The organism is Spartinivicinus poritis, from assembly GCF_028858535.1.
GTDB lineage: Bacteria > Pseudomonadota > Gammaproteobacteria > Pseudomonadales > Zooshikellaceae > Spartinivicinus > Spartinivicinus poritis.
Map to the genome: position 1 here is coordinate 84,063 of NZ_JAPMOU010000018.1, position 22,179 is coordinate 106,241.

A 22,179-nucleotide genomic window follows, 5' to 3' on the forward strand; every position below is an offset into this window, starting at 1 on the left:
TGGTTATTACTGTTGCTGCCCGTCTTCAAACCACGGCGCTCGCGCAGTCATAATTAATTCACCAGCTTGTGCCTCATTAATGCCTTCAATCTCTAATAAATCATCAATTGATTGTTCAGCAAGATCTTCCATGGTGATAATTCCTTTACTGGCTAACTCATAAGCCAAGTGTTTATCCATACCATCCATTTCTAATAAATCTTGCGCTGGCTGAGCACTTTCTAGCTGTTCTTCAGAAGCAATTGCCTGGGTGAGTAGTTTGTCTTTTGCCCGTTGACGCAGCTCGTTGACAATCTCTTCATCAAAACCATCAATTTCCAACATTTCTTCCTGCGGCACATAGGCCACTTCTTCAAGGCTGGTAAAGCCTTCTTCAACCAATAGTTCAGCAACATCTTGATCCACATCCAACTGCTGAACAAACTGACCAACAATATCACCGGTTTCTTGAGCTTGTTTTTTACTCGCCTCTTCTTCAGTCATAACATTGAGGGTCCAACCAGTTAGCTCACTAGCCAGCCGAACATTCTGACCATTACGACCAATTGCCTGAGCCAAGTTATCTTCTGCTACAGCGATATCCATTGCGTGAGTATCTTCATCTACAATAATCGACGCCACCTCTGCAGGAGACATTGCGTTGATAACTAGCTGAGCTGGGTTGTCATCCCAAAGCACGATATCAATCCGCTCATTACCCAGTTCTCCTGAGACAGCTTGCACTCTGGCACCACGCATACCCACACAAGCACCGACAGGGTCAATGCGACCATCATTGGTTTTAACTGCAATTTTCGCTCTGGAACCTGGATCTCTAGCTGCGCCTTTAACTTCAATCACTTCTTCTGCTATTTCAGGTACTTCAATTTTGAATAGCTCAATCAGCATCTCAGAGCAGGCTCTGCTCAGCATTAGTTGCGGGCCTCGATTTTCTTTTCGAATATCATAGAGCAACGCTCTCACTCGCGTACCAACCCGAAATGACTCCCGAGGAATTAATTGATCTCTAGCTAATAAGGCTTCTGCATTATTACCTAAATCAACAATAATATTGTCACGAGTTACTTTTTTTACTGTGCCACTGACTAGCTCACCTAACTTTTCGCGGTAGGCCTCAACAATTTGAGCACGCTCAGCCTCTCTTACTTTCTGAACAATAACCTGCTTGGCCGTTTGGGCAGCGATTCGGCCAAACTCTACAGATTCAATTTGTTCTTCCCAGTAATCACCAGCATGCAGTGAGGTGTCTTTTTCCTGAGCTTCATCAACTGTTAATTGTGTGCCTGGACTGTCAAAATCTTCATCTTCCACAACAGACCAACGACGAAAAGTGTCGTAGTCGCCTGTTGCACGATTAATAGCAACTCTGACATCCATCTCAGTGTCATAGCGTTTTTTGGTTGCAGTTGCCAAAGCAACCTCAATTGCCTCAAAAATGACTTCTGGCGGTACCCCTTTTTCATTGGATACCGAGTCGACAACTAACAGAATCTCTTTACTCATGTTACGCCTCGCATTTTGCCCAAGCTGCCCAGTAGCGCCTGACTAGAGAAAATCTTTATCAAAACTCAGGAACAATATTAGCCTTTTCGATTGAAGTTATTGGCAATAGATACTCATGCTCATCAACTTGCAACACGATATCTTCATCTTCTATGCCATTGATCCTGCCAACAAACTTACGCTTCCCCTCAAAAGGAGCACTTAATTTCAAACTGACTTTGCTACCAGTGAAACGTTGAAAATGAGCTAATTCAAACAACCGCCGATCAAGCCCAGGTGAAGAAACTTCTAAGGTATACTCACCAACAATTGGATCTTCAACATCAAGAATACTACTTACCTGTCGGCTAACTTGTTCACAGTCTTCTAAGCTAATGCCAGCTTCGTTTTCAATAAAAACTCGTAGTTTAGAGTGTTTGCCCTGGGAAAAAAATTCTATCCCCCAAAGCTCAAAGCCCAAACTTTCAATAGTAGGCTTGATCAACTCTGCTAACGCATCATGTTGTTTGCTCACTGTTTTATACCTGTTTAGCAGGCCTTCATGGCAGCAATAAAAAAAGGGCCTAGCGCCCAATCTCAAAATACAGCAGCAGTCAGCTTTTTATAGAGCTGAACCATTACTTACTACAGTTAATAAAAAACCCCTTAAAAAAGGGGTTCTTATAAATATGGTAGCGGGGGCTGGATTTGAACCAACGACCTTCGGGTTATGAGCCCGACGAGCTACCAGACTGCTCCACCCCGCAATAGCGACCAAAATTATATCAGTTATAAACTCATGGTCAACCGTCTGAAAAATATGATATGAAACTTGGACTGCTGGTGCCGAAGGCCGGACTTGAACCGGCACGGCTAGAAGCCACTACCCCCTCAAGATAGCGTGTCTACCAATTCCACCACTTCGGCTTTTACTGTTCAGAATTCACTTCAGATGAAGGGTTTTCTGTAGGCTCTGCTGTAACTGTAGTGCTACTTGACTCAGCTTGCTCTGCACCAGCCTTATCTGAAGAATTACTCCCCTCAGAAGCGGGGGTAGATTCTGCTTCATTTGCCCCCTCTACGTCAAGCGCTGGCACATCGTTTTCTGAAGATTTTTTCTCTACACTTCCATCCAAAGTAGGCACATCTGTTTCAACTGCAGGCTGTTCATTAATCACTGCATTCTCTAATGGATCAGTAACACCTTCATCTGCTTTGTGTTTTGCAAATAACGCAAGGGAAAAGCTAGTGATAAAAAATACGGTTGCCAAAATAGCCGTCACTCTTGTTAAAAAGTTACCAGCTCCCTGACTACCAAAAATGGTTTGCGACGCCCCGCCACCAAATGACGCACCTGCCTCCGCGCCTTTACCCTGTTGTAATAGGATTAAGCCAATCAAGGCCAACGCAGCCAACACATGACCGATTAAAATTAATGTCTCCATTTAATTACCTGCAGCTCGACAAATCGCAAAAAACTCTTCAGCCTGCAATGAGGCACCACCAACTAAACCACCATCAATGTCAGGCATCGCAAAAAGCTGCCCAGCATTATCTGACTTCACACTGCCACCATACAACACTTTGATACTATCAGCCTGCTCAGCAATTAGCTCTCTAAGCTGGGTTCGAATAAACTCGTGCATTTCTTGAGCTTGCTCTGGTGTTGCTGTTTCTCCAGTCCCTATTGCCCAGATTGGCTCATAGGCAATAATGAAGGGGCCACTTAAATCCCCCAAACTCAATGCTTGCAGTTGTTTTTTTATCACAGCTTGAGCGTTACCTTGCTGCCGCTCTTCCAGTGACTCACCAATACAGATAACTGGTATTAACCCGCTGGCTACAACTGACTTACACTTTTCAGCTACTTGCTGGTCTGTCTCTTTAAATATTACCCTTCGTTCAGAGTGCCCAATGATGACATATTGCACTCCAAACTCCTGCAACATTTTAAGTGAAACTTCACCAGTGTAGGCACCTGCTGAATACTCTGAAGCATTTTGCGCACCCAACTGAATATTGCTACTTTCAATTAGTTGCTCAACTTGCGTTAAATAAGGGGCAGGCGGACAAATCACAACAGTTGCCACGCGCCGCCCAACTAGCTGCTGTTTCAGCTGACTAATCAAGTTAGCATTAGCAGCTAGGCTGCCATTCATCTTCCAATTAGCAATTACAATTGGTGTTCGCATGATACCTACACTGTTTTTGGGGCAGGAATGTTACCCCATGATTCAACCACTGACAATAAACAAAGTTATTTCAGCACTTTATAGCTTAGGCCAGGCAGTAGATTTTCTACTCAAGCACAACCGCCTCTTTAACTGCATCAGCAAGCTGGCTAACCAGCGTATTGACTTTTAACTCATCCTCACCTTCAACCATCACCCTAATCACTGGCTCTGTGCCAGAAGGCCTTAATAAAACTCGTCCTTTTCCTGATAATTCAGCTTCCACTTCACTTACCGCAGCTTGAATCTGTGTATTCTTGGCAATATCTACTTTATTTGTCAGCTTAACATTAACCATTTTCTGTGGAAATTTACACATCTGCTGTTTTACTTCAAACAACGATAACTGCCTTGACTGCAGTGCCTTTAGAACCTGCAGTGCAGAAACGATACCATCTCCAGTTGTAGCTACATCTCGGCAAATAATATGACCAGAAGACTCTCCTCCCAGATACCAGCCTTTTGCGAGCAACATTTCATTTACATATCGGTCGCCTACTTTGGCCCTGGCAAAAGGTATATTCATTTCTGACAGAGCTAACTCCATACCGAAGTTAGTCATCAAAGTACCGACCACCCCACCATGCAATGCTTGCTGGTGAGCCTGGCTGCTTGCAATAATAAATAACAGTTCATCACCATCTACAGCCTGCCCTTGATGATCAACCATCATCACCCGGTCACCATCACCATCAAAAGCAATACCAAGATCGGCTTTTTCTTCTATCACTTTTTGTTGCAAAGCAGTTAAGTGGGTAGAGCCAACGTTCTTGTTGATATTGATACCATTTGGCTCCACACCTATTGATACAACCTCAGCCCCAAGCTCTCTAAAAACAGCTGGCCCTACATGATAGGTAGCTCCATTGGCAGCATCGACAACAATTTTTAACCCACTAAGATCAAGATTACCTGCCACGGTACCTTTGCAATACTCAATATAACGGCCAGCAGCATCATTAATTCGCGTAGCTTTTCCCAGCAAACCAGAGTCAACACATTTAACCTCTTGCTCCAGCATTGCTTCAATAGCTAGCTCAACACGATCACCCAGCTTAGTTCCAGTGGCGGAAAAAAATTTAATACCATTATCCTGATAGGGATTGTGGGATGCGCTAATAACAATACCAGCGTGCGCATTAAAGGTTCTGGTTAAATAAGCAATGGCAGGGGTAGGCATAGGACCAAGTAAGCTGACATCAACACCTGCAGCTGACAAACCAGCTTCCAGTGCTGCCTCAAACATATAGCCTGAGATACGCGTATCCTTCCCAATTAAAATTTTACCTTTGCCCTCTTGGGCAAACACTTTCCCTGCAGCCCAACCCAGCTTTAACATAAAGTCTGGAGTAATAGGATATTTCCCTACCTGGCCTCTAATACCATCAGTTCCAAAGTATTTTTTTTTCATCTTTGCAGCCACAAATTACAGTTAAAATACAGATCCCTATACTAATTTGCCTCTTGAATAGCCTGGACTAACTTCAAACAATCCACAGTCGCAGCTACATCATGCACCCTGAAAATACTGCCACCTTGCATGTAGCACCAAAGGTTAACTGCCAACGTACCATACAACCGCTCATCTACGTCCTTATTCAAAGCAGCGCCAATCATGGATTTTCTTGACACTCCAATCAATATTGGAAGCTCAAGATTTTTCAAGTCTGCTAAATGTTTCGCCAAACTAAAGTTATGTTCTACAGTTTTTCCAAAGCCAAAGCCTGGATCAAGAACCAACCGTGAACGACTAATTCCAATTGTTTCACAAGCTTTGATTCTAGCCAGCAAAAACTGTTTTACATCATCAACTACTGATAAGTATTTCGGGTTACTCTGCATATTCCCAGGCTCACCCTGCATATGCATTAAGCAAACTGGCAGATTAGTATCAGCTGCAGCTTGTAAAGCACCATCACGCAGTAAAGCCCTCACATCATTAATTAGCCCTGCCCCGTTATTAGCTGCTTCGGTAATTACAGCAGGTGTACTGGTATCTACAGATACAATCACATCTAATTGCTGACTAATTTGCTCAACAACAGGAATTACTCTGTCCAGCTCCTCTGAGGCACTGACAGGTTTTGCACCAGGCCGTGTTGACTCACCTCCAACATCAATAATGCTAGCCCCTTCTTTTACCATTCTCTCAGCCTGGACTAAGGCCTGATCCAAGTATTTATAGGCACCCCCATCATAAAATGAGTCTGGCGTCACATTGAGAATCCCCATTACATGGGGCTGTCTTAAATCAAGAGAGCGATTGCCACAGGCTAATAGCTGAGTCATGACACAATTTCAGAAGTTTATTCGCTACTTAGGAGGGAAGGTTTAAAGTAAAAGCAAAGGCGAGCACTAATGCTCGCCTGCAGGTCCACCTATAGAAGGGTCTGGTGCTTTAGTCCCTTTATCTTCGGGCTTTTTATCAAGATCAGTCACAGCGCCCCCGCCAGAGGAGTCTCCATCATGCCAGCCAGCAGGAGGACGAGGTTTTTTACCAGCCATAATGTCATCAATCTGCTGAGTATCAATAGTTTCATATTGCATCAGCGCTTCAGCCATTAAATCCAGCTTATCTCTGTTCTCCTTGAGGATTTTTTCTGCTGTTGCATAGCACTCATCAATCAGAGAACGCACTTCCTCATCAATAATACTTGCAGTTTGAGGCGACACATTCAGTCGAGAACCACCTTGGCTGCGCCCTAAAAAGACTTCACCTTCATCTTCATCATACATCAAGGGGCCTAGCTTCTCAGACAAGCCCCACTTGGCGACCATGTTGCGAGCAATTTGAGTTGCACGCTGGATATCATTAGAGGCACCAGTAGTAACACCATTAGCACCAAGCGTTATCTCTTCAGCAATTCGCCCGCCAAACAAGCTACATATCTGACTAGTAAGTGCCTGCTTACTTTGACTATAACGATCCTCTTCAGGCAGGAACATGGTAACACCCAGCGCCCTACCTCTTGGAATAATAGTCACCTTATAAACAGGGTCATGCTCAGGTACCAACCTTCCTACAATCGCGTGACCAGCTTCATGATAAGCGGTATTTAGCTTTTCTTTCTCACTCATCACCATGGACTTGCGCTCAGCACCCATCATGATTTTATCTTTGGCCAACTCAAACTCTTTCATTGAGACGATGCGGCTGTTCGCTCTTGCAGCAAATAAAGCAGCTTCATTAACTAGATTGGCCAAGTCAGCTCCTGAAAATCCAGGGGTACCACGAGCAATAATAGACGGGTTAACATCATCAGCTAAGGGCACTTTTCGCATATGAACTTTCAGGATTTGTTCACGACCACGAATATCAGGCAAAGGCACAACGACTTGACGATCAAAACGGCCGGGCCTTAATAGCGCTGGATCAAGCACATCTGGACGGTTTGTTGCAGCAATGACAATCACACCTTCATTACCTTCAAAGCCATCCATTTCGACTAGCAGTTGGTTAAGGGTTTGCTCTCTTTCATCATGCCCGCCACCCAGGCCAGCACCACGATGACGACCAACTGCATCAATTTCATCAATAAAAATAATACATGGAGACTGTTTCTTGGCCTGATCAAACATATCGCGAACGCGAGAAGCACCAACACCAACAAACATTTCAACAAAGTCAGAGCCAGAGATAGTAAAGAATGGTACCTTTGCTTCACCCGCAATAGCTTTAGCTAATAGTGTCTTACCTGTACCTGGCGAACCTACCATCAATACGCCACGAGGAATACGACCACCTAAGCGCTTGAACTTGCCTGGATCACGTAAGAACTCTACCAGCTCTTGAACATCGTCTTTGGCTTCATCAACACCTGCTACATCAGCAAAGGTGGTTTTAATCTGATCTTCACCTAGCAAGCGCGCCTTGCTTTTACCAAAACTCATTGGGCCACCACGACCTCCCGAGCCACCTTGCATCTGGCGCATAAAGAACATAAATACTGCAATGATGACTAAAATAGGGAAGCTAGCAACTAGTAGCTGAGTCCAAATACTTTGCTTCTCTAACGGCTTAGCAACCACTTCAACCTGGTTAGACAACAAGTCATCCATTAATTTGTTATCTTGAATAGTGGGAGGAAGGTTAGTCTCAAAACGCTCACTGCCATTTAGTATGCCCGTTACCGTAAAACCATCAATAACGACTTTACTAACCTGTTTATTTTCCACCAAGTTGACAAACTGTGTGTAGGTCAGCTCTTTGGTTGATGACTGCATGTTGCCGAAGTTTTTAAATACTGTCAGCAATACCAACGCGATTATTAGCCATAAAACTAAATTCTTTGCCATATCATTCAACGGGCTACCCTCTTCGAGCGAACAAGCCTAACAGTCACTCGGTCTGTTTGTAATTATGCGGCTGAGATAAAGATATCGGTTATGAACAACTGAACCTCTCTTTAAAGCGGCACGCTATTTTACAATCGTTCCACGAGCATGCTAAACAATAGCACTAGCCAAAGTTTATGGTGCTATACCTTACTACAGATCCATTACTTGAAACAGTTTCTCATCTATAGTTTAGCGCTATTAACTCTATTACCGAAGCTGATTAACCTTTAAACCCCTTTCCAAGCAGATAAACTTCACGTGAACGCGATCTTGATGCCAATGGTTTTCGAGTTACCACTGAAGCAAAAGCCTCTCGCATCGCCTTAAAATATTGATCAAATCCTTCACCTTGGAATACTTTTGTTAAAAAACACCCCTTCGGTTTCAGCACTTGCAATGACAAGTCCAGTGCTAGTTCAGCCAGATACATAGCTTTAGGCTGATCAACGGCCTTCATACCACTCATATTGGGGGCCATATCAGAAATTACAAGGTCTACTCTATCAGCACCAATTGCAGCCAGAATTTCCTCTAAAACTACATCCTCAGTAAAGTCACCTTGAACAAAACTGACATCAGCAACTGGGTCCATTGGCAAAATATCAGATGCAACTACTTTGCCTTTACCGCCAACCAACTCTGCAGCCACTTGAGTCCACCCCCCAGGGGCTGCCCCTAAATCAACCACAGTCATACCAGGTTTGATTAAGTGATCCTTTTGCTGAATTTCCAGCAATTTATAACTGGCTCGGGAGCGGTAACCATCTTTTTGTGATTGTTTTACAAACTGATCAGAAAAATGCTCTTGTAGCCAACGATTACTGCTTTTTGACCGCCCCATAACCTACAATTCTCATTAAAAAATTATATCGATAAATAAATGGTAACATTATAAAAGCAATAGAGGGCCTTTAACAGCCAAACGATTATGCTATCAAATTTTTGGTTTGCTCTTGCTTACTATTTCGCTTGAGTCACTATGCAACAACCTAACTGTTCTTGTATTATCGTCGACCTTTTTAATGGTGTATGCTTTTTATTTACAGTATGCTCCTCCAAGTTACTATGAGACATCACTTAAGTTTTACGGAATCATTTACATGGCTTTAACCGCTGCACAAAAGAAGCGCTTCCGCACCATCGGCCACAATCTCAAGCCAGTGGTTACCATTGCTAGCAATGGACTCTCAACAGGGGTTTTAGAAGAAACTTCTCGCGCTCTAGCTGATCATGAACTCATCAAGGTTAAATTTGCAGTGGGAGATAGAGAGGCAAAAAAAGCATTTATTAATGAACTTTGTAAAGAAGTTAATGCTGAACTTATTCAGACCATAGGCAACATTGCTCTCATCTACAAACCGGCCAAAGAACCCAATCCAGCTTTATCAAACTTATTGCGCAGCTAAGCAGTCAAAAGCCCAAATAAAAAAGCCCCAACTCGAAGGGGCTTTTTTATTTATTAGCAACGCTGTTTATAGGTGCTTAACCTCAGCAACTTCATACTCAGTGTCACCAGCCGGCGTCTTAACCAGAACAACATCACCCTCCTCTTTACCAATTAAGGCTCGAGCAATGGGAGAACTAACGGATATTTTATTGCTTTTAATATCCGCCTCATCCTCGCCTACTATCTGGTACGCCATCTCTTCATCCGAGTCCAAATTAATCAGCGCAACAGTAGTACCAAAAAACACCTTACCCGTCTTGGCAATCTTGGTAACATCAATCACTTGAGCGCTCGATAATTTCGCTTCAATTTCATTAATTCGTCCTTCAGTGAAGCTTTGCTGCTCTCTCGCTGCATGGTACTCAGCATTTTCTTTAAGATCACCATGCTCTCGAGCATCGGCAATTGCCTGAATAATTCTTGGGCGCTCAACCCCTTTTAACTGTTCTAACTCATCCCTTAGGGCACGTTCACCCTGGACAGTCATTGGAACCCTATTCATTCATAATACCTTTGTGCAAATCCTGTAGCCGACGCACCGTTCGCTCAGGACCAAACTGAATTGCCTGAGCAACAGCCTCAGCTCCTGCTAATGTAGTAGAGTAAGGCACTTTATGCTGTAACGCCGACCGCCTAATCATATAAGAATCAGCAATAGCTTGACGCCCCTCAGTAGTATTGATCACTAGCGAGATTTCATCATTTTTAATCATGTCAACTAAGTGAGGACGGCCTTCAGTCACTTTATTTGCTTGCTGAATTACTAGGCCAGCTGACTCTAAAGCTTTTGCTGTGCCAGCGGTTGCGTAAATACTAAAGCCTTGAGCAATAAGCACCTTTGCCACATCAACCGCTCGTGGCTTATCTTCATCTCTAACACTGATAATAACTTTGCCTTCTGTTGGCAGCATAGCATGAGCTGCCAGATGCCCTTTAGCAAAAGCTTCGGCAAAGCTATCACCCACCCCCATTACTTCACCTGTTGATTTCATTTCAGGCCCTAAAATAGGATCTACTCCCGGAAACTTATTAAACGGGAAAACAGACTCTTTCACACAGAAATAAGGGGGGATTACTTCCTCGGTAAAACCAACCTCTGCTAATGACTTACCAGCCATTACCAGCGCTGCTACTTTTGCTAACGAGCGGCCAATACATTTTGAAACAAATGGTACCGTTCGTGAAGCCCTTGGGTTGACTTCAATGACATAAATTTCGTCATCCTGAATTGCCAGCTGCACATTCATTAAACCGACTACACCCAGCTCAAGCGCCATTCGCTTCACTTGCTCACGGATTTGATCCTGAAAATCTTTGCTAAGGCTATAGGGAGGCAGAGAACAAGCTGAGTCACCTGAGTGTACACCCGCCTGCTCAATGTGTTGCATAATGGCACCAATCACCACCGTTTTACCATCGCAAACCGCATCAACATCTACCTCAATGGCACGGTTCAAGAAGAAGTCTAGTAAAACAGGGCTATCATTGGAAACCTGAACCGCTTCCCGCATATATTTTTGCAGCTCTTCTTCATTACTTACGATTTCCATTGCTCGACCACCAAGTACATAAGAAGGGCGAACTACTAAGGGATAACCAATTTCTGCTGCAATGGTGACCGCCTCATCAGTACTTCTTGCAGTACCGTTGGCTGGCTGCTTGAGCCCTAATCGATCAATCATTTGCTGAAAGCGCTCACGGTCTTCTGCACGATCAATAGCTTCTGGGGTAGTACCAATAATGGGCACACCAGCGGCCTCAAGACCTCTAGCCAATTTCAGAGGCGTTTGACCACCATAATGTACAATCACTCCTTGTGGTCGCTCGACTTCAACGATCTCCAGTACATCTTCTAAAGTGACTGACTCAAAGTACAGCCGATCGGAAGTATCATAGTCTGTTGAAACCGTTTCAGGGTTACAGTTAACCATGATGGTTTCGTAGCCATCTTCTTTGAGTGCCAAAGCCGCATGAACACAACAGTAGTCAAATTCAATACCTTGGCCAATTCGATTTGGTCCGCCACCCAGCACCATAATTTTAGGTCTAGCGGTTGGCGCTGCCTCGCACTCTTCATCGTAGGTGGAGTACATGTAGGCAGTGGAAGAAGCAAATTCGGCTGCACATGTGTCCACCCTTTTATACACAGGCCTCACTCCAAACTTCTGACGGTGTTCTCGGAAGCTTTTTTCACTAATACCTAACAACTCAGCCAGACGCGCATCAGAAAAGCCTTTACGCTTCAGCTGGAAAGTCAGCTTTTCATCAATTTCATGAAGCCCCAGCTTGGCAACACTTTCCTCAACCTTAACCAAGTCTTCAATTTGCACTAAAAACCAGCGATCAATCTTGGTAAACCCAAAAACATCATCTATAGATAACCCAGCCCGAAATGCATCAGCCACATGCCATATTCTTTCTGCTTTTGGGGTAACCAACTCAGATTTCAACGTCTGCAGCGCATCTTCAGCATTCAGGTCCTGGATGGGATCAAACCCATCGACCCCTACCTCCAAACCTCGCAATGCTTTTTGTACTGACTCTTGGAAGTTACGGCCAATTGCCATCACCTCACCCACCGACTTCATTTGTGTAGTTAGGCGGGCATCTGCCTGAGGGAATTTTTCGAAAGCAAAGCGCGGAATCTTGGTTACCACATAGTCAATAGCTGGCTCAAAAGAAGCAGGTGTTGCACCACCAGTGATGTCATTTTTCAGCTCATCCAAGGTATAACCCACTGCTAACTTTGCCGCTATTTTGGCTATTGGAAAGCCAGTTGCTTTAGAGGCCAGCGCAGAGGAACGAGAAACCCTTGGGTTCATTTCAATGACAACCATTCGGCCATTTTTCGGGTCTATACCAAACTGTACATTAGACCCTCCAGTTTCTACTCCAATCTCCCGGAGCACAGCAACTGATGCATTTCTCATCAACTGATATTCTTTATCAGTCAGCGTTTGCGCAGGTGCAACCGTTATTGAATCACCGGTATGAACACCCATCGGATCAAAGTTTTCAATCGAGCAAACAATAATGCAGTTGTCGTTTTTATCTCGAACAACTTCCATTTCGTACTCTTTCCAGCCAATCAGCGACTCATCAATTAAAAGCTCATTGGTTGGTGATAAATCCAGGCCTCGCTGACAAATTTCTTCAAACTCTTCACGGTTATAGGCAATACCACCGCCTGTTCCACCCATAGTGAAAGACGGACGAATAATACAAGGAAAGCCAACCTCAGCCTGCACTTGATAAGCTTCTTCCATGCTGTGGGCAATACCCGCTTTTGGCGTTTCCAAACCAATAGCCTTCATTGCCTCATCAAAGCGATGGCGATCTTCAGCTTTATCAATAGCATCATGATTAGCACCTATCAGCTCTACTTTGAATTGCTCCAAAATACCATGGCGGTGCAAATCCAGCGCGCAGTTAAGAGCCGTTTGCCCACCCATAGTTGGCAGCAGAGCATCCGGTTTTTCCTTTTCGATGATTTTAGCGACTGTTTCCCAACGGATTGGCTCAATATAGGTAGCATCCGCCATCACAGGATCAGTCATAATGGTAGCTGGGTTGGAGTTAACCAAGATGACTCGATACCCCTCCTCCCGAAGTGCTTTACAGGCCTGGGCCCCTGAATAGTCAAACTCACAAGCTTGGCCAATCACAATTGGCCCAGCCCCTAAAATCAGAATACTTTTGATGTCAGTCCGCTTTGGCATGGCTATCTCTACACTACAAAACTAAATGGTCAGGGTTACCTATCTACTTCCACTACCTATTAACGCCGGGCTTTAATTAACTCAATAAAGTGGTCAAATAGTGGCGCTACATCATGGGGGCCTGGACTTGCTTCAGGGTGCCCCTGAAAGCTAAATGCCGGCTTATCAGTTAGGTGTATTCCCTGTAGTGAGCCGTCAAATAATGACTTATGAGTTACTTTTACATTATCAGGGAGGGAGCTTTCTTTTACTGCAAACCCATGGTTTTGGCTAGTGATCATGACTTTTGTAGTCGTTAAATCCTGAACTGGATGGTTTGCTCCGTGATGGCCAAACTTCATTTTTTCAGTTTCAGCACCAACAGCTAGTGCTAATAGCTGATGCCCAAGGCAAATGCCAAAAACCGGGATTTCAGTTTCCAAAATAGCTTGAATTGCTGCAATTGCATACTCGCAAGGCTCTGGATCACCAGGCCCGTTAGATAGGAACACACCATCAGGTTTCATTGCTAACACGTCATCAGCAGGTGTGGTTGCTGGCACAACAGTTAAACGGCAGCCACGATCAGCCAACATCCGTAAAATATTGCGCTTAACACCAAAGTCATAGGCTACTACATGGTAAGGCTGAGTATTGTGAGCAACATGAGCAGTACTAATAAGCTCCCACGTTCCCTCAGTCCAGCTGTAGTTTTCTTTGGTAGTCACTTCTTTAGCTAAATCCATTCCTTTTAAGCCAGGAAAGTCTTTTGCCAAAGCAATTGCTTTATCATCGTCTAGATTATCGCCCGCAATAATACAGCCATTTTGCGCCCCCTTCTCTCGTAATAAACGAGTTAACCGGCGTGTATCGATATCAGCTATGGCAACAATATTTCGCTCAACTAAGTAGTCTGATAAAGACTGCTCATTTCGCCAGTTGCTGGCTAATAACGGTAAGTCACGAATAATCAAGCCACCTGCCCAAATTTGGGAGGATTCTTCATCTTGTTGATTAGTACCGGTATTTCCAATATGAGGATAAGTAAGAGTGACAAGCTGGCGGGCATAGGAGGGATCAGTGAGAATTTCTTGATAGCCTGTCATTGCAGTATTAAAAACTACTTCACCACTGGCGTAACCATCAGCGCCAATGGCAACCCCCCGAAAAATACTGCCATCTTCGAGAGCGAGAATTGCTGCCTTAGCCAATGAAAATCTCCCCTGTAAATAAATTAACCAAACATTTTTGTAGGCCATAAAAAAGCGAGATGTAACAAACAAATGTTTCATCTCGCTTTTCTGCGAGTAGCTATTTTCTGGGGATATTTAATATCGCCTTTTAAATAACTTACTCATTGATAAAGAGCTTTTAAGGCTTGCACTAATTAATGAAATAAATATAGTCGACAACTGACTTAATTATAAACAATCACCAACTACTACAAACCTAAACCGTTCAGTCGGCACAAATTGACCGGATTCTATATGAACCTACCTGCTTGGTCTAGCAAAAAATCAATTTAATGCCAGCACATCCTGCATATCATAAAAGCCAGCTGGTTGCTGCTTAAGCCATTTCGCGGCTCTTAGCGCCCCTTTCGCAAAGGTTTGGCGACTACTGGCTTTATGGGTAATCTCCAGGCGCTCCCCTTCAGTTGCAAACATAACCGTGTGCTCACCCACAATATCACCTGCACGTACAGTGGCAAAGCCTATGGTTTGAGGGTCACGTTCACCTGTGATACCTTCACGGCCATACACCGCACATTTGGATAAGTCCCGACCAAGGGCATCTGCAACGGCTTCACCCATTCGCAAGGCTGTACCAGAAGGCGCATCCACTTTATGGCGATGATGGGCTTCCACAATTTCAATATCAGCCTCATCACCCATGACTTGAGCCACCAGTTGCAACAACTTCAAGCTCAAATTCACTCCGACACTGGTATTGGGTGCTAATACCACTGGAATAGCCTTTCCTGCCTGCTGAATTTGCTGCTTTTCTTCTTCAGAAAAGCCAGTGGTGCCTATAACCACTGGTTTATTATGGGCCTTACAAACTTCCAGATTAGCTAAGGTAAAATCAGGGCGAGTGAAGTCGACTACCACATCAACCTGACTGATCTGCTCTACAAGATTATCAACTACAGTCAGGCCAACTTTGCCAACGCCCGCTAACTCACCGACATCAACACCAATCAAGCTACTACCAGCTCTTTGTACAGCCAGGGTAAGTTCAACTTGCTGGTCGTTCTGGCAAGCTTCTACCAGTGCTTTACCCATTCGACCAGATACACCTACCACCCCTATTCGGGTCATGCTCACTCCCCCTAAACCTTCATGTCACCAAAGAAGTTTTTGACATTTTCAAACCACGAAGTCTTTTTTGGCGACTGACGATGATGGCCTTCCGCTTCAAAGGAGTCTTGCAGTTCTTTTAACAACTCTTTTTGCTTGGTTGTAAGATTTACTGGTGTTTCTACCACAACTCGACACAGTAAGTCGCCTTGAGAACCACCACGAACAGGTGTTACCCCTTTATTTCTTAATCTGAACAGTTTGCCGGTTTGGGTTTCGGGTGGCACTTTCAGTTTGACTCGACCATCCAAGGTAGGCACTTCTAGCTCTCCACCCAAGGCTGCATCGATGATGCTAATCGGCACCTCACAGTAAAGATGCTTGCCATCTCGATGAAAGATAGGGTGATCCTTAACATAAACCTGCACATACAAGTCACCAGGAGGGCCTCCATTAAACCCAGCTTCCCCTTCACCGGCTAAACGAATTCTGTCACCACTATCAACACCTGCCGGCACTTTAACCGATAGCGTTTTATATTCTTCCGTTCTTCCAGAGCCGTGACAAGAGTGACATGGATCCTTAATCACTTTGCCACTACCATGACAGGCAGGACAGGTTTGCTGTACAGAGAAAAAGCCCTGTTGCATTCTGACCTGGCCAACACCACCACATGTTGTACAGGTTTCAGGCTTAGAGCCTTTTTTCGCACCTGATCCATCACAGGTGCCACACTCCACCTGAGTGGGAATGCGAATTTTTTTGCTTACACCTTTAACCGCTTCTTCTAGATCTAGCTCCAAGGAGTAACGTAAATCAGCGCCACGCTGAACACTACTTTGGCTACGACCACCACCGCCTCCACCAAAAATATCCCCAAAGACATCACCAAAAATATCACTGAAGCTACCAGCGCCTCCTGCACCAAAGCCTCCAAATCCTCCGGCACCTTGACTAGGATCAACCCCTGCATGGCCATACTGATCATATGCAGCCCGTTTTTGAGAATCAGATAAGATTTCAAAGGCTTCATTGACCTCTTTAAACTTATTTTCAGCATCCTTATCGTCAGGGTTACGATCGGGATGGTACTTCATCGCCATCCGGCGATAAGCTTTTTTTAGATCTCGCTCTGAGGCATCTTTGGCGACCCCGAGCACTTCATAGTAATCACGCTTGGCCATAAACAATAACCTGCCAGTTAGTTCACTGGTTAATAATAATGCAGTGCAGTCTCCTTATCACAGAAACAACAACGCGGGAGATCCCTCCCGCGTTGGTCAGACTGCTATAGATAACACGTTTGCCAAAGGCAACTACTTATTGTCATCTTTAACTTCTTCAAACTCTGCATCAACAGCATCTTCAGCTTTTTTATCCCCGGCAGCCTCATTTTGCGGCTGCTGCGCCTGACCTTCAGCTGATTGCTCAGCATACAGCTTTTGTGCCAGGTTAGCAGAAGCATCTGTTAGTGCTTTTGTTTTTGCTTCAATCGCTTCTTTATCATCGCCTTTCACGACTTCTTCAAGCTCGCTAATGGCTTTTTCAATATTTTCTTTTTCGTCCGCAGCGACTTTATCTTTTGCTTCTTCTAAAGTCTTACGAGTTGCATGAATCATGGAGTCAGCTGTGTTACGCACACCAATCAGCTCTTCGAACTTGCGATCTTCCTCAGCATGCGCTTCGGCATCACTCACCATCTTATCAATTTCATCATCTGACAAACCGCTAGATGCTTTAATAACGATAGATTGCTCTTTGTTTGTTGCCTTATCTTTTGCAGACACATGTAAAATGCCGTTTGCATCAATATCAAAGCTGACCTCAACCTGTGGCACACCACGTGGAGCAGGTGGAATATCACTTAAATCAAAGCGACCAAGTGACTTGTTTTCTTGCGCACGCTTCCGTTCACCCTGGCAAACATGAATAGTTACGGCAGTCTGGTTGTCTTCTGCTGTTGAGAATACTTGCGACTTCTTGGTTGGAATAGTTGAGTTTTTATCAATAAGCGGGGTCATCACTCCACCCATTGTCTCAATACCTAAAGTCAGTGGTGTAACATCAAGTAGCAAGACATCTTTGACATCGCCTGCCAATACAGCCGCCTGAATAGCAGCACCCATAGCAACCGCTTCATCAGGGTTTACATCTTTACGTGCTTCTTTACCGAAGAAAGCTTTTACCTTCTCTTGAACCAAAGGCATCCGGGTTTGCCCACCCACTAAGATAACTTCGTTAATATCAGAGATATCTAAGTCAGCGTCTTTCAAAGCAATTCGGCATGGCTCAATTGATCTTTCTACCAAGTCTTCAACTAAAGACTCTAGTTTTGCACGAGTGACTTTGACATTAAGGTGCTTAGGCCCTGAGGCGTCTGCAGTAATGTAAGGTAGGTTGACATCCGTTTGCTGGCTGGAAGAAAGCTCAATTTTAGCTTTTTCTGCCGCTTCTTTTAGACGCTGCAAAGCCAGTGGATCATTATGTAAGTCAATACCAGACTCTTTTTTGAATTCATCAGCCAAGTAGTCGATCAAGCGCAAATCGAAGTCTTCACCACCCAGGAAGGTGTCTCCATTAGTTGATAACACTTCAAACTGGTGTTCGCCATCAACCTCTGCAATTTCAATTATAGAAACGTCAAAGGTACCGCCACCCAGGTCATATACTGCGATAGTTGAATCACCACGCTTTTTGTCTAAACCATATGCCAGTGCAGCAGCAGTTGGCTCATTAATAATCCGTTTTACTTCTAAACCAGCAATACGACCCGCGTCTTTAGTCGCTTGACGTTGAGAATCATTAAAGTATGCAGGAACCGTAATAACTGCCTCAGTTACGGTTTCCCCTAAGTAATCTTCTGCTGTTTTCTTCATCTTTTTCAACACTTCAGCAGAAATTTGCGGCGGTGCTTTTTTATCGCCTTTTACTTCAACCCAAGCGTCACCGTTATCAGCCTCTACAATTTTATAAGGCACCATTTTGATGTCTTTCTGGACAACATCATCTTTAAAACGACGGCCTATAAGACGCTTAATTGCAAATAAAGTGTTATCAGGGTTAGTAACCGCCTGGCGCTTTGCTGGCTGACCAACTAAGGTTTCACCTTCATCAGTAAATGCAATGATAGAAGGCGTTGTGCGTGCACCTTCAGCATTTTCAATAACTTTTGGGTCACCATCCATAATGGCAACACAAGAGTTTGTAGTTCCTAAATCAATACCAATTATTTTGCCCATTTCAGCTCTCCCCTCTCTGCCATCCAACCAGCAGAGATATGAAATATTCTAGCGTTAACTCGATTATCGCTGTTTGCAGGTTGGGTAACTTTGCCAGTGATAACCACTAAATCTTGCTTTTGAATATGTGTGCTATTTAGTTAATTTCAAGCTTTTTCATCAATTTTTGTTGCACTGGCTTTAGACACAACCACCATTGCTGGGCGAACTAAGCGGCCATTTAAGGTGTAACCTTTTTGAATAGCAGCCAACACAGTGCCAGGCTCTGCATCTTGACTCTCTTGCATAGCCATTGCCTCGTGAAACTGAGGATCAAATGGCTCACCAACTGGATCAAGTTGCTCAACATTAAATTTCTTAAGCACGTCCAAAAACATCTTTAGGGTTAGTTCAATACCCTCATGCATTGCTTTACTGGCTTCTTCCCCAGTAGGAGCTGCCGTTTCTAGTGCTCGCTCCAAACTATCAACCACTGGTAGCAACTCATTAGAAAATTTATCCAAGGCAAATTTATGTGCTTTTTCAACATCCTGTTTTGCTCTACGCTGAACATTCTGCATTTCTGCCTGTGCGCGCAAAACCTGATCTTTTGCTTCCTTAGCTTCTGCCAGCGCTGCGTCTAACTGCTGCTGCAATATTTCAAGAGAAGCTGCATCCTGGGTTTGTTCATCTAAAGAGCTTATTTCATCAGAACCGGCACCTAGCTCCTCAGCTTGCTGGGTATTAACTTGATCATTGTTAGCAACCTCTTCTTGCTCATTCGGTACTGACTTCTCTTCACTCATCCCAGGTTCTCCTCAAAAGTAATCATTCGCATGAGTTTTATGCCCTAAAGCCTCTTACTGGTGCTATATGGGGTTAAAGGTTTAGGTTTCAACCAAGCTCTGGCTTCTTTTTTTGTCATACCCTTTCTCCAAAAAAATCACCGTGCGACTTGACACAAATACCTGTATAAACGTATATACTGTATAAACAAACAGTTAGCAATTCTTTGATAAACGCCTATGTCCTTTCAAGCAAGCAAACACTTGGCTTTTTAAGTGATATAGCTTTTATTAGCTCAGAGGGCTATATACATGCTGACCCAACTTGTAATAAAAAACTTTACCATTGTCGATCAGCTAGAACTTGATATTCCCACAGGCATGACTGCAATTACTGGTGAAACAGGGGCAGGAAAATCTATCATGCTTGATGCCTTAGGGTTGGCCTTAGGGGAGCGTACCGACTCGACCATAGTTCGCAACGGCGCTGATAAAACAGAAATTCTTGCCACATTTGAGTTGAGCAACTGCTTTGAGGCACAGGCCTGGCTAAAAGCCAAACAGCTTGAGAGTGAATACGAAAACGAGTGCATTTTACGTCGAGTCGTCAGTCGTGAAGGGCGATCACGTAGCTACATCAATGGCAGCCCATCCCCCCTACAAGACTTACGAGAGCTTGGCAGTTTATTACTGGAAATTCATGGCCAGCATGCTCATCACTCCCTATTAAAAAAAGACTGTCATCGCCAGCTTCTGGATGAGTATGGCCAGCTTACGCCGCTTTATCAGCAACTGGTTACCACCTATAAAAAATGGCAACGAAAAACCCAGCAACTTGAAATTATTACACGTCAGTCTGAAGAGCAGCAGGCCAAGCAACAACTACTTGAATATCAACTTAGCGAATTGGCGACTCTTGAGTTACATGAAGGAGAAGTAGACGCCTTAGAAAAAGAGCAAAAGCTGTTAAGTAATATTGATTCTTTACAACAAAGCTGCCAACAAGTGATAGGTATTTGCAGCGAAAGCGAATCAGCCAATTTATTGCAATTACTTAATCATTCACTACAAGTGCTTTCCAGTTTAAACACTGACAATCAACAATTATTAGAAGCACAGCAACTATTAATCAATGCCCAGATTCAAGTTGAAGAAGCAGAGTCTTCTTTACAACAAGTCATTCATCAGTCACAAGCTGACCCACAACATTTACAAGAAATAGAGCATCGGCTGAGCTGTATATACGATATTGCCCGCAAGCATCGTATTCACCCCACAGAACTTGTCGCATTTCAGCAGCAGTTAGAAGATGAGTTAAACCACTTAGCTGCTTCTGATGAACTAATTGCAGAGCTGGAAACGACAACCAAAAAGTTAGCTGATGAGTATTTTCAATTAGCAGTAAAACTCTCAAAAAAAAGGCAACTAGCTGCAAATAAACTGAGCAAGGCAGTTACTTCAGAAATCAATCGTTTAGGTATGCCCCAAGGTCAGTTTGAGGTAAAAATAGACGCAATATCCAGCACCAAGCCCTTAGCCTCAGGTCTAGATAGTATTGAGTTTTTAGTAACAGCCAATCCAGGACAACCATTAAGACCCATTCAAAAAGTTGCTTCTGGAGGTGAGTTATCCAGAATTAGTCTTGCTATTCAGGTAACCACCGCGCAAACCAGCACAACTCCAACACTCATTTTTGATGAAGTTGACGTCGGTATTAGCGGCGCTACCGCTGAAGTAGTTGGCTCATTATTACGCCAAATTGGCAATCAAGGGCAAGTGCTATGTGTTACTCATTTACCTCAAGTAGCGTCACAAGGCCATCATCATTTTAATGTAAAAAAGGCAATAAAAAATAATACGACATTTACTCAAATTGAGACCCTAACCCCTACAGGAAAAGTATCTGAAATTGCCCGTCTACTAGGCGGAGTAAAGCTAACAGACCAAACGCTAGCCTATGCAGAAGAAATGCTACTTAATGCACAAACAAACTAATTTAAATATTATTGTATTTACAATACTGTAGACAGTTTTTGAATTATAAAACATTGCTCTACAGGCCATGTACCATAGGAAGGAGGAGTTTATTGCATGTTAAGCCTCAGGCTATCTTGCAATAAAGTATATGAGAGTAGAGCACTCCCCCCGTAAACACTAACATACAACACCTATAAAACTGTCCGCAGTATTGATTTATTGAGCTAACATTTAATAAGAAATAAAAAAGCCGACTTACATCGGCTTTTTTATCGATTAAGGCTTACGCTATTTTGCTATTTTTTTGGCTTAACATAGAGCACCAAGCTATGGTCGATTAGCTCAAACCCATGCTTTTCTGCAATTTCATGTTGCAGCCGTTCGATATCCTTGTCACAAAACTCAACAATTTCGCCAGTTTCCATACAAACCATATGATCATGGTGATCCCCATGTGCTAACTCAAAAACTGAGTGGCCACCATCAAAGTTATGCCTGACCACCAAGCCAGCACTTTCAAATTGAGTCAAAACCCGATAAACAGTTGCTAGCCCAACATCTTCATCAGCATCCATTAGTGCTTTATATACATCTTCTGCACTCATGTGACGCTGTTCATTACTTTCGAGAATTTGCAAAATTTTTACACGTGGTAAAGTAACTTTGAGGCCCGCTTTTCGTAACTCTTGATTTTCCACAACCC

Annotated in this window: 18 protein-coding genes and 2 tRNA genes; 2 read left to right on the forward strand and 18 right to left on the reverse strand. The window is 43.8% G+C overall.

Annotated features, from left to right (window positions below):
* Positions 1-6: 6 nt before the first annotated feature.
* The 10 genes from nusA to rlmE all read right to left on the reverse strand — a co-directional run bounded on the left by nusA (position 7) and on the right by rlmE (position 8,892).
* Complete coding sequence (gene nusA / locus ORQ98_RS14905; RefSeq protein WP_274689602.1) at positions 7-1,503, reverse strand: transcription termination factor NusA; 1,497 nt, start codon at positions 1,501-1,503, stop codon at positions 7-9.
* Positions 1,504-1,561: 58 nt separating this feature from the next.
* The gene (gene rimP, locus ORQ98_RS14910) at positions 1,562-2,017 is read right to left on the reverse strand and encodes a ribosome maturation factor RimP (RefSeq protein ID WP_274689603.1); all 456 of its coding nucleotides are present in this window, start codon (positions 2,015-2,017) and stop codon (positions 1,562-1,564) included.
* Positions 2,018-2,172: 155 nt separating this feature from the next.
* A tRNA-Met gene (locus tag ORQ98_RS14915) sits at positions 2,173-2,249 on the reverse strand.
* Between the two features lie 74 nt (positions 2,250-2,323).
* Positions 2,324-2,409 (reverse strand) — tRNA-Leu (locus tag ORQ98_RS14920).
* 2 nt (positions 2,410-2,411) lie between these two features.
* Positions 2,412-2,927 (reverse strand): preprotein translocase subunit SecG, encoded by a 516-nt coding sequence (gene secG / locus ORQ98_RS29510; protein ID WP_342455204.1) that lies wholly within the window; start codon positions 2,925-2,927, stop codon positions 2,412-2,414.
* The gene (gene tpiA / locus ORQ98_RS14930) at positions 2,928-3,674 is read right to left on the reverse strand and encodes a triose-phosphate isomerase (protein WP_274689604.1); all 747 of its coding nucleotides are present in this window, start codon (positions 3,672-3,674) and stop codon (positions 2,928-2,930) included.
* 106 nt (positions 3,675-3,780) lie between these two features.
* A complete protein-coding gene (glmM, locus tag ORQ98_RS14935) occupies positions 3,781-5,124 on the reverse strand; it encodes a phosphoglucosamine mutase (protein ID WP_274689605.1) in 1,344 nt (447 codons plus the stop codon).
* Between the two features lie 41 nt (positions 5,125-5,165).
* Positions 5,166-6,002 (reverse strand): dihydropteroate synthase, encoded by an 837-nt coding sequence (folP, locus tag ORQ98_RS14940; RefSeq protein WP_274689606.1) that lies wholly within the window; start codon positions 6,000-6,002, stop codon positions 5,166-5,168.
* A 66-nt stretch (positions 6,003-6,068) separates the two neighbouring features.
* Positions 6,069-8,009 (reverse strand): ATP-dependent zinc metalloprotease FtsH, encoded by a 1,941-nt coding sequence (gene ftsH / locus ORQ98_RS14945; protein ID WP_274689607.1) that lies wholly within the window; start codon positions 8,007-8,009, stop codon positions 6,069-6,071.
* Positions 8,010-8,271: 262 nt separating this feature from the next.
* Positions 8,272-8,892 (reverse strand): 23S rRNA (uridine(2552)-2'-O)-methyltransferase RlmE, encoded by a 621-nt coding sequence (gene rlmE / locus ORQ98_RS14950; protein WP_274689608.1) that lies wholly within the window; start codon positions 8,890-8,892, stop codon positions 8,272-8,274.
* Positions 8,893-9,151: 259 nt separating this feature from the next.
* On the opposite strand from rlmE, the gene yhbY reads away from it, so the two are divergent.
* On the forward strand, positions 9,152-9,457 hold the full coding sequence (gene yhbY / locus ORQ98_RS14955; RefSeq protein WP_274689609.1) for a ribosome assembly RNA-binding protein YhbY: 306 nt from the start codon (positions 9,152-9,154) through the stop codon (positions 9,455-9,457).
* A 66-nt stretch (positions 9,458-9,523) separates the two neighbouring features.
* Here the strand turns inward: yhbY and greA are convergent, their stop codons facing one another.
* From greA to grpE, 7 genes are all read right to left on the reverse strand, one after another.
* Positions 9,524-10,000, reverse strand: coding sequence for a transcription elongation factor GreA (greA, locus tag ORQ98_RS14960; protein ID WP_274689610.1), 477 nt, complete (start codon positions 9,998-10,000; stop codon positions 9,524-9,526).
* The gene (carB, locus tag ORQ98_RS14965; protein WP_274689611.1) at positions 9,993-13,217 is read right to left on the reverse strand and encodes a carbamoyl-phosphate synthase large subunit; all 3,225 of its coding nucleotides are present in this window, start codon (positions 13,215-13,217) and stop codon (positions 9,993-9,995) included. Before carB ends, greA begins: the two co-directional genes overlap by 8 nt.
* A gap of 59 nt (positions 13,218-13,276) precedes the next feature.
* Positions 13,277-14,407 (reverse strand): glutamine-hydrolyzing carbamoyl-phosphate synthase small subunit, encoded by a 1,131-nt coding sequence (gene carA, locus ORQ98_RS14970; protein WP_274689612.1) that lies wholly within the window; start codon positions 14,405-14,407, stop codon positions 13,277-13,279.
* Positions 14,408-14,713: 306 nt separating this feature from the next.
* Complete coding sequence (dapB, locus tag ORQ98_RS14975; protein ID WP_274689613.1) at positions 14,714-15,517, reverse strand: 4-hydroxy-tetrahydrodipicolinate reductase; 804 nt, start codon at positions 15,515-15,517, stop codon at positions 14,714-14,716.
* A gap of 11 nt (positions 15,518-15,528) precedes the next feature.
* Positions 15,529-16,680, reverse strand: coding sequence for a molecular chaperone DnaJ (gene dnaJ / locus ORQ98_RS14980; protein WP_274689614.1), 1,152 nt, complete (start codon positions 16,678-16,680; stop codon positions 15,529-15,531).
* 132 nt (positions 16,681-16,812) lie between these two features.
* Positions 16,813-18,735, reverse strand: a complete 1,923-nt coding sequence (gene dnaK, locus ORQ98_RS14985) for a molecular chaperone DnaK (protein WP_274689615.1) — start codon at positions 18,733-18,735, stop codon at positions 16,813-16,815.
* A gap of 146 nt (positions 18,736-18,881) precedes the next feature.
* A complete protein-coding gene (grpE, locus tag ORQ98_RS14990) occupies positions 18,882-19,520 on the reverse strand; it encodes a nucleotide exchange factor GrpE (RefSeq protein ID WP_274689616.1) in 639 nt (212 codons plus the stop codon).
* Positions 19,521-19,811: 291 nt separating this feature from the next.
* Here grpE and recN point away from each other — a divergent pair, with 291 nt between their 5' ends.
* On the forward strand, positions 19,812-21,494 hold the full coding sequence (gene recN, locus ORQ98_RS14995) for a DNA repair protein RecN (protein ID WP_274689617.1): 1,683 nt from the start codon (positions 19,812-19,814) through the stop codon (positions 21,492-21,494).
* A gap of 278 nt (positions 21,495-21,772) precedes the next feature.
* On the opposite strand, the gene fur is transcribed toward recN, so the two are convergent.
* The gene (gene fur, locus ORQ98_RS15000; RefSeq protein WP_274689618.1) at positions 21,773-22,174 is read right to left on the reverse strand and encodes a ferric iron uptake transcriptional regulator; all 402 of its coding nucleotides are present in this window, start codon (positions 22,172-22,174) and stop codon (positions 21,773-21,775) included.
* Positions 22,175-22,179: the final 5 nt, after the last annotated feature.

Excerpts from the sequence above, each read along its gene's own strand:
- dnaJ (WP_274689614.1), bottom strand. The coding sequence starts at position 16,680 with ATGGCCAAGCGTGATTACTATGAAGTGCTCGGGGTCGCCAAAGATGCC.
- folP (WP_274689606.1), bottom strand. The coding sequence starts at position 6,002 with ATGACTCAGCTATTAGCCTGTGGCAATCGCTCTCTTGATTTAAGACAG.
- secG (WP_342455204.1), bottom strand. The coding sequence starts at position 2,927 with ATGGAGACATTAATTTTAATCGGTCATGTGTTGGCTGCGTTGGCCTTG.
- recN (WP_274689617.1), top strand. The coding sequence starts at position 19,812 with ATGCTGACCCAACTTGTAATAAAAAACTTTACCATTGTCGATCAGCTA.
- nusA (WP_274689602.1), bottom strand. The coding sequence starts at position 1,503 with ATGAGTAAAGAGATTCTGTTAGTTGTCGACTCGGTATCCAATGAAAAA.
- yhbY (WP_274689609.1), top strand. The coding sequence starts at position 9,152 with ATGGCTTTAACCGCTGCACAAAAGAAGCGCTTCCGCACCATCGGCCAC.
- carB (WP_274689611.1), bottom strand. The coding sequence starts at position 13,217 with ATGCCAAAGCGGACTGACATCAAAAGTATTCTGATTTTAGGGGCTGGG.
- grpE (WP_274689616.1), bottom strand. The coding sequence starts at position 19,520 with ATGAGTGAAGAGAAGTCAGTACCGAATGAGCAAGAAGAGGTTGCTAAC.
- tpiA (WP_274689604.1), bottom strand. The coding sequence starts at position 3,674 with ATGCGAACACCAATTGTAATTGCTAATTGGAAGATGAATGGCAGCCTA.
- ftsH (WP_274689607.1), bottom strand. The coding sequence starts at position 8,009 with ATGGCAAAGAATTTAGTTTTATGGCTAATAATCGCGTTGGTATTGCTG.
- rlmE (WP_274689608.1), bottom strand. The coding sequence starts at position 8,892 with ATGGGGCGGTCAAAAAGCAGTAATCGTTGGCTACAAGAGCATTTTTCT.
- dnaK (WP_274689615.1), bottom strand. The coding sequence starts at position 18,735 with ATGGGCAAAATAATTGGTATTGATTTAGGAACTACAAACTCTTGTGTT.
- dapB (WP_274689613.1), bottom strand. The coding sequence starts at position 15,517 with ATGACCCGAATAGGGGTGGTAGGTGTATCTGGTCGAATGGGTAAAGCA.
- glmM (WP_274689605.1), bottom strand. The coding sequence starts at position 5,124 with ATGAAAAAAAAATACTTTGGAACTGATGGTATTAGAGGCCAGGTAGGG.
- greA (WP_274689610.1), bottom strand. The coding sequence starts at position 10,000 with ATGAATAGGGTTCCAATGACTGTCCAGGGTGAACGTGCCCTAAGGGAT.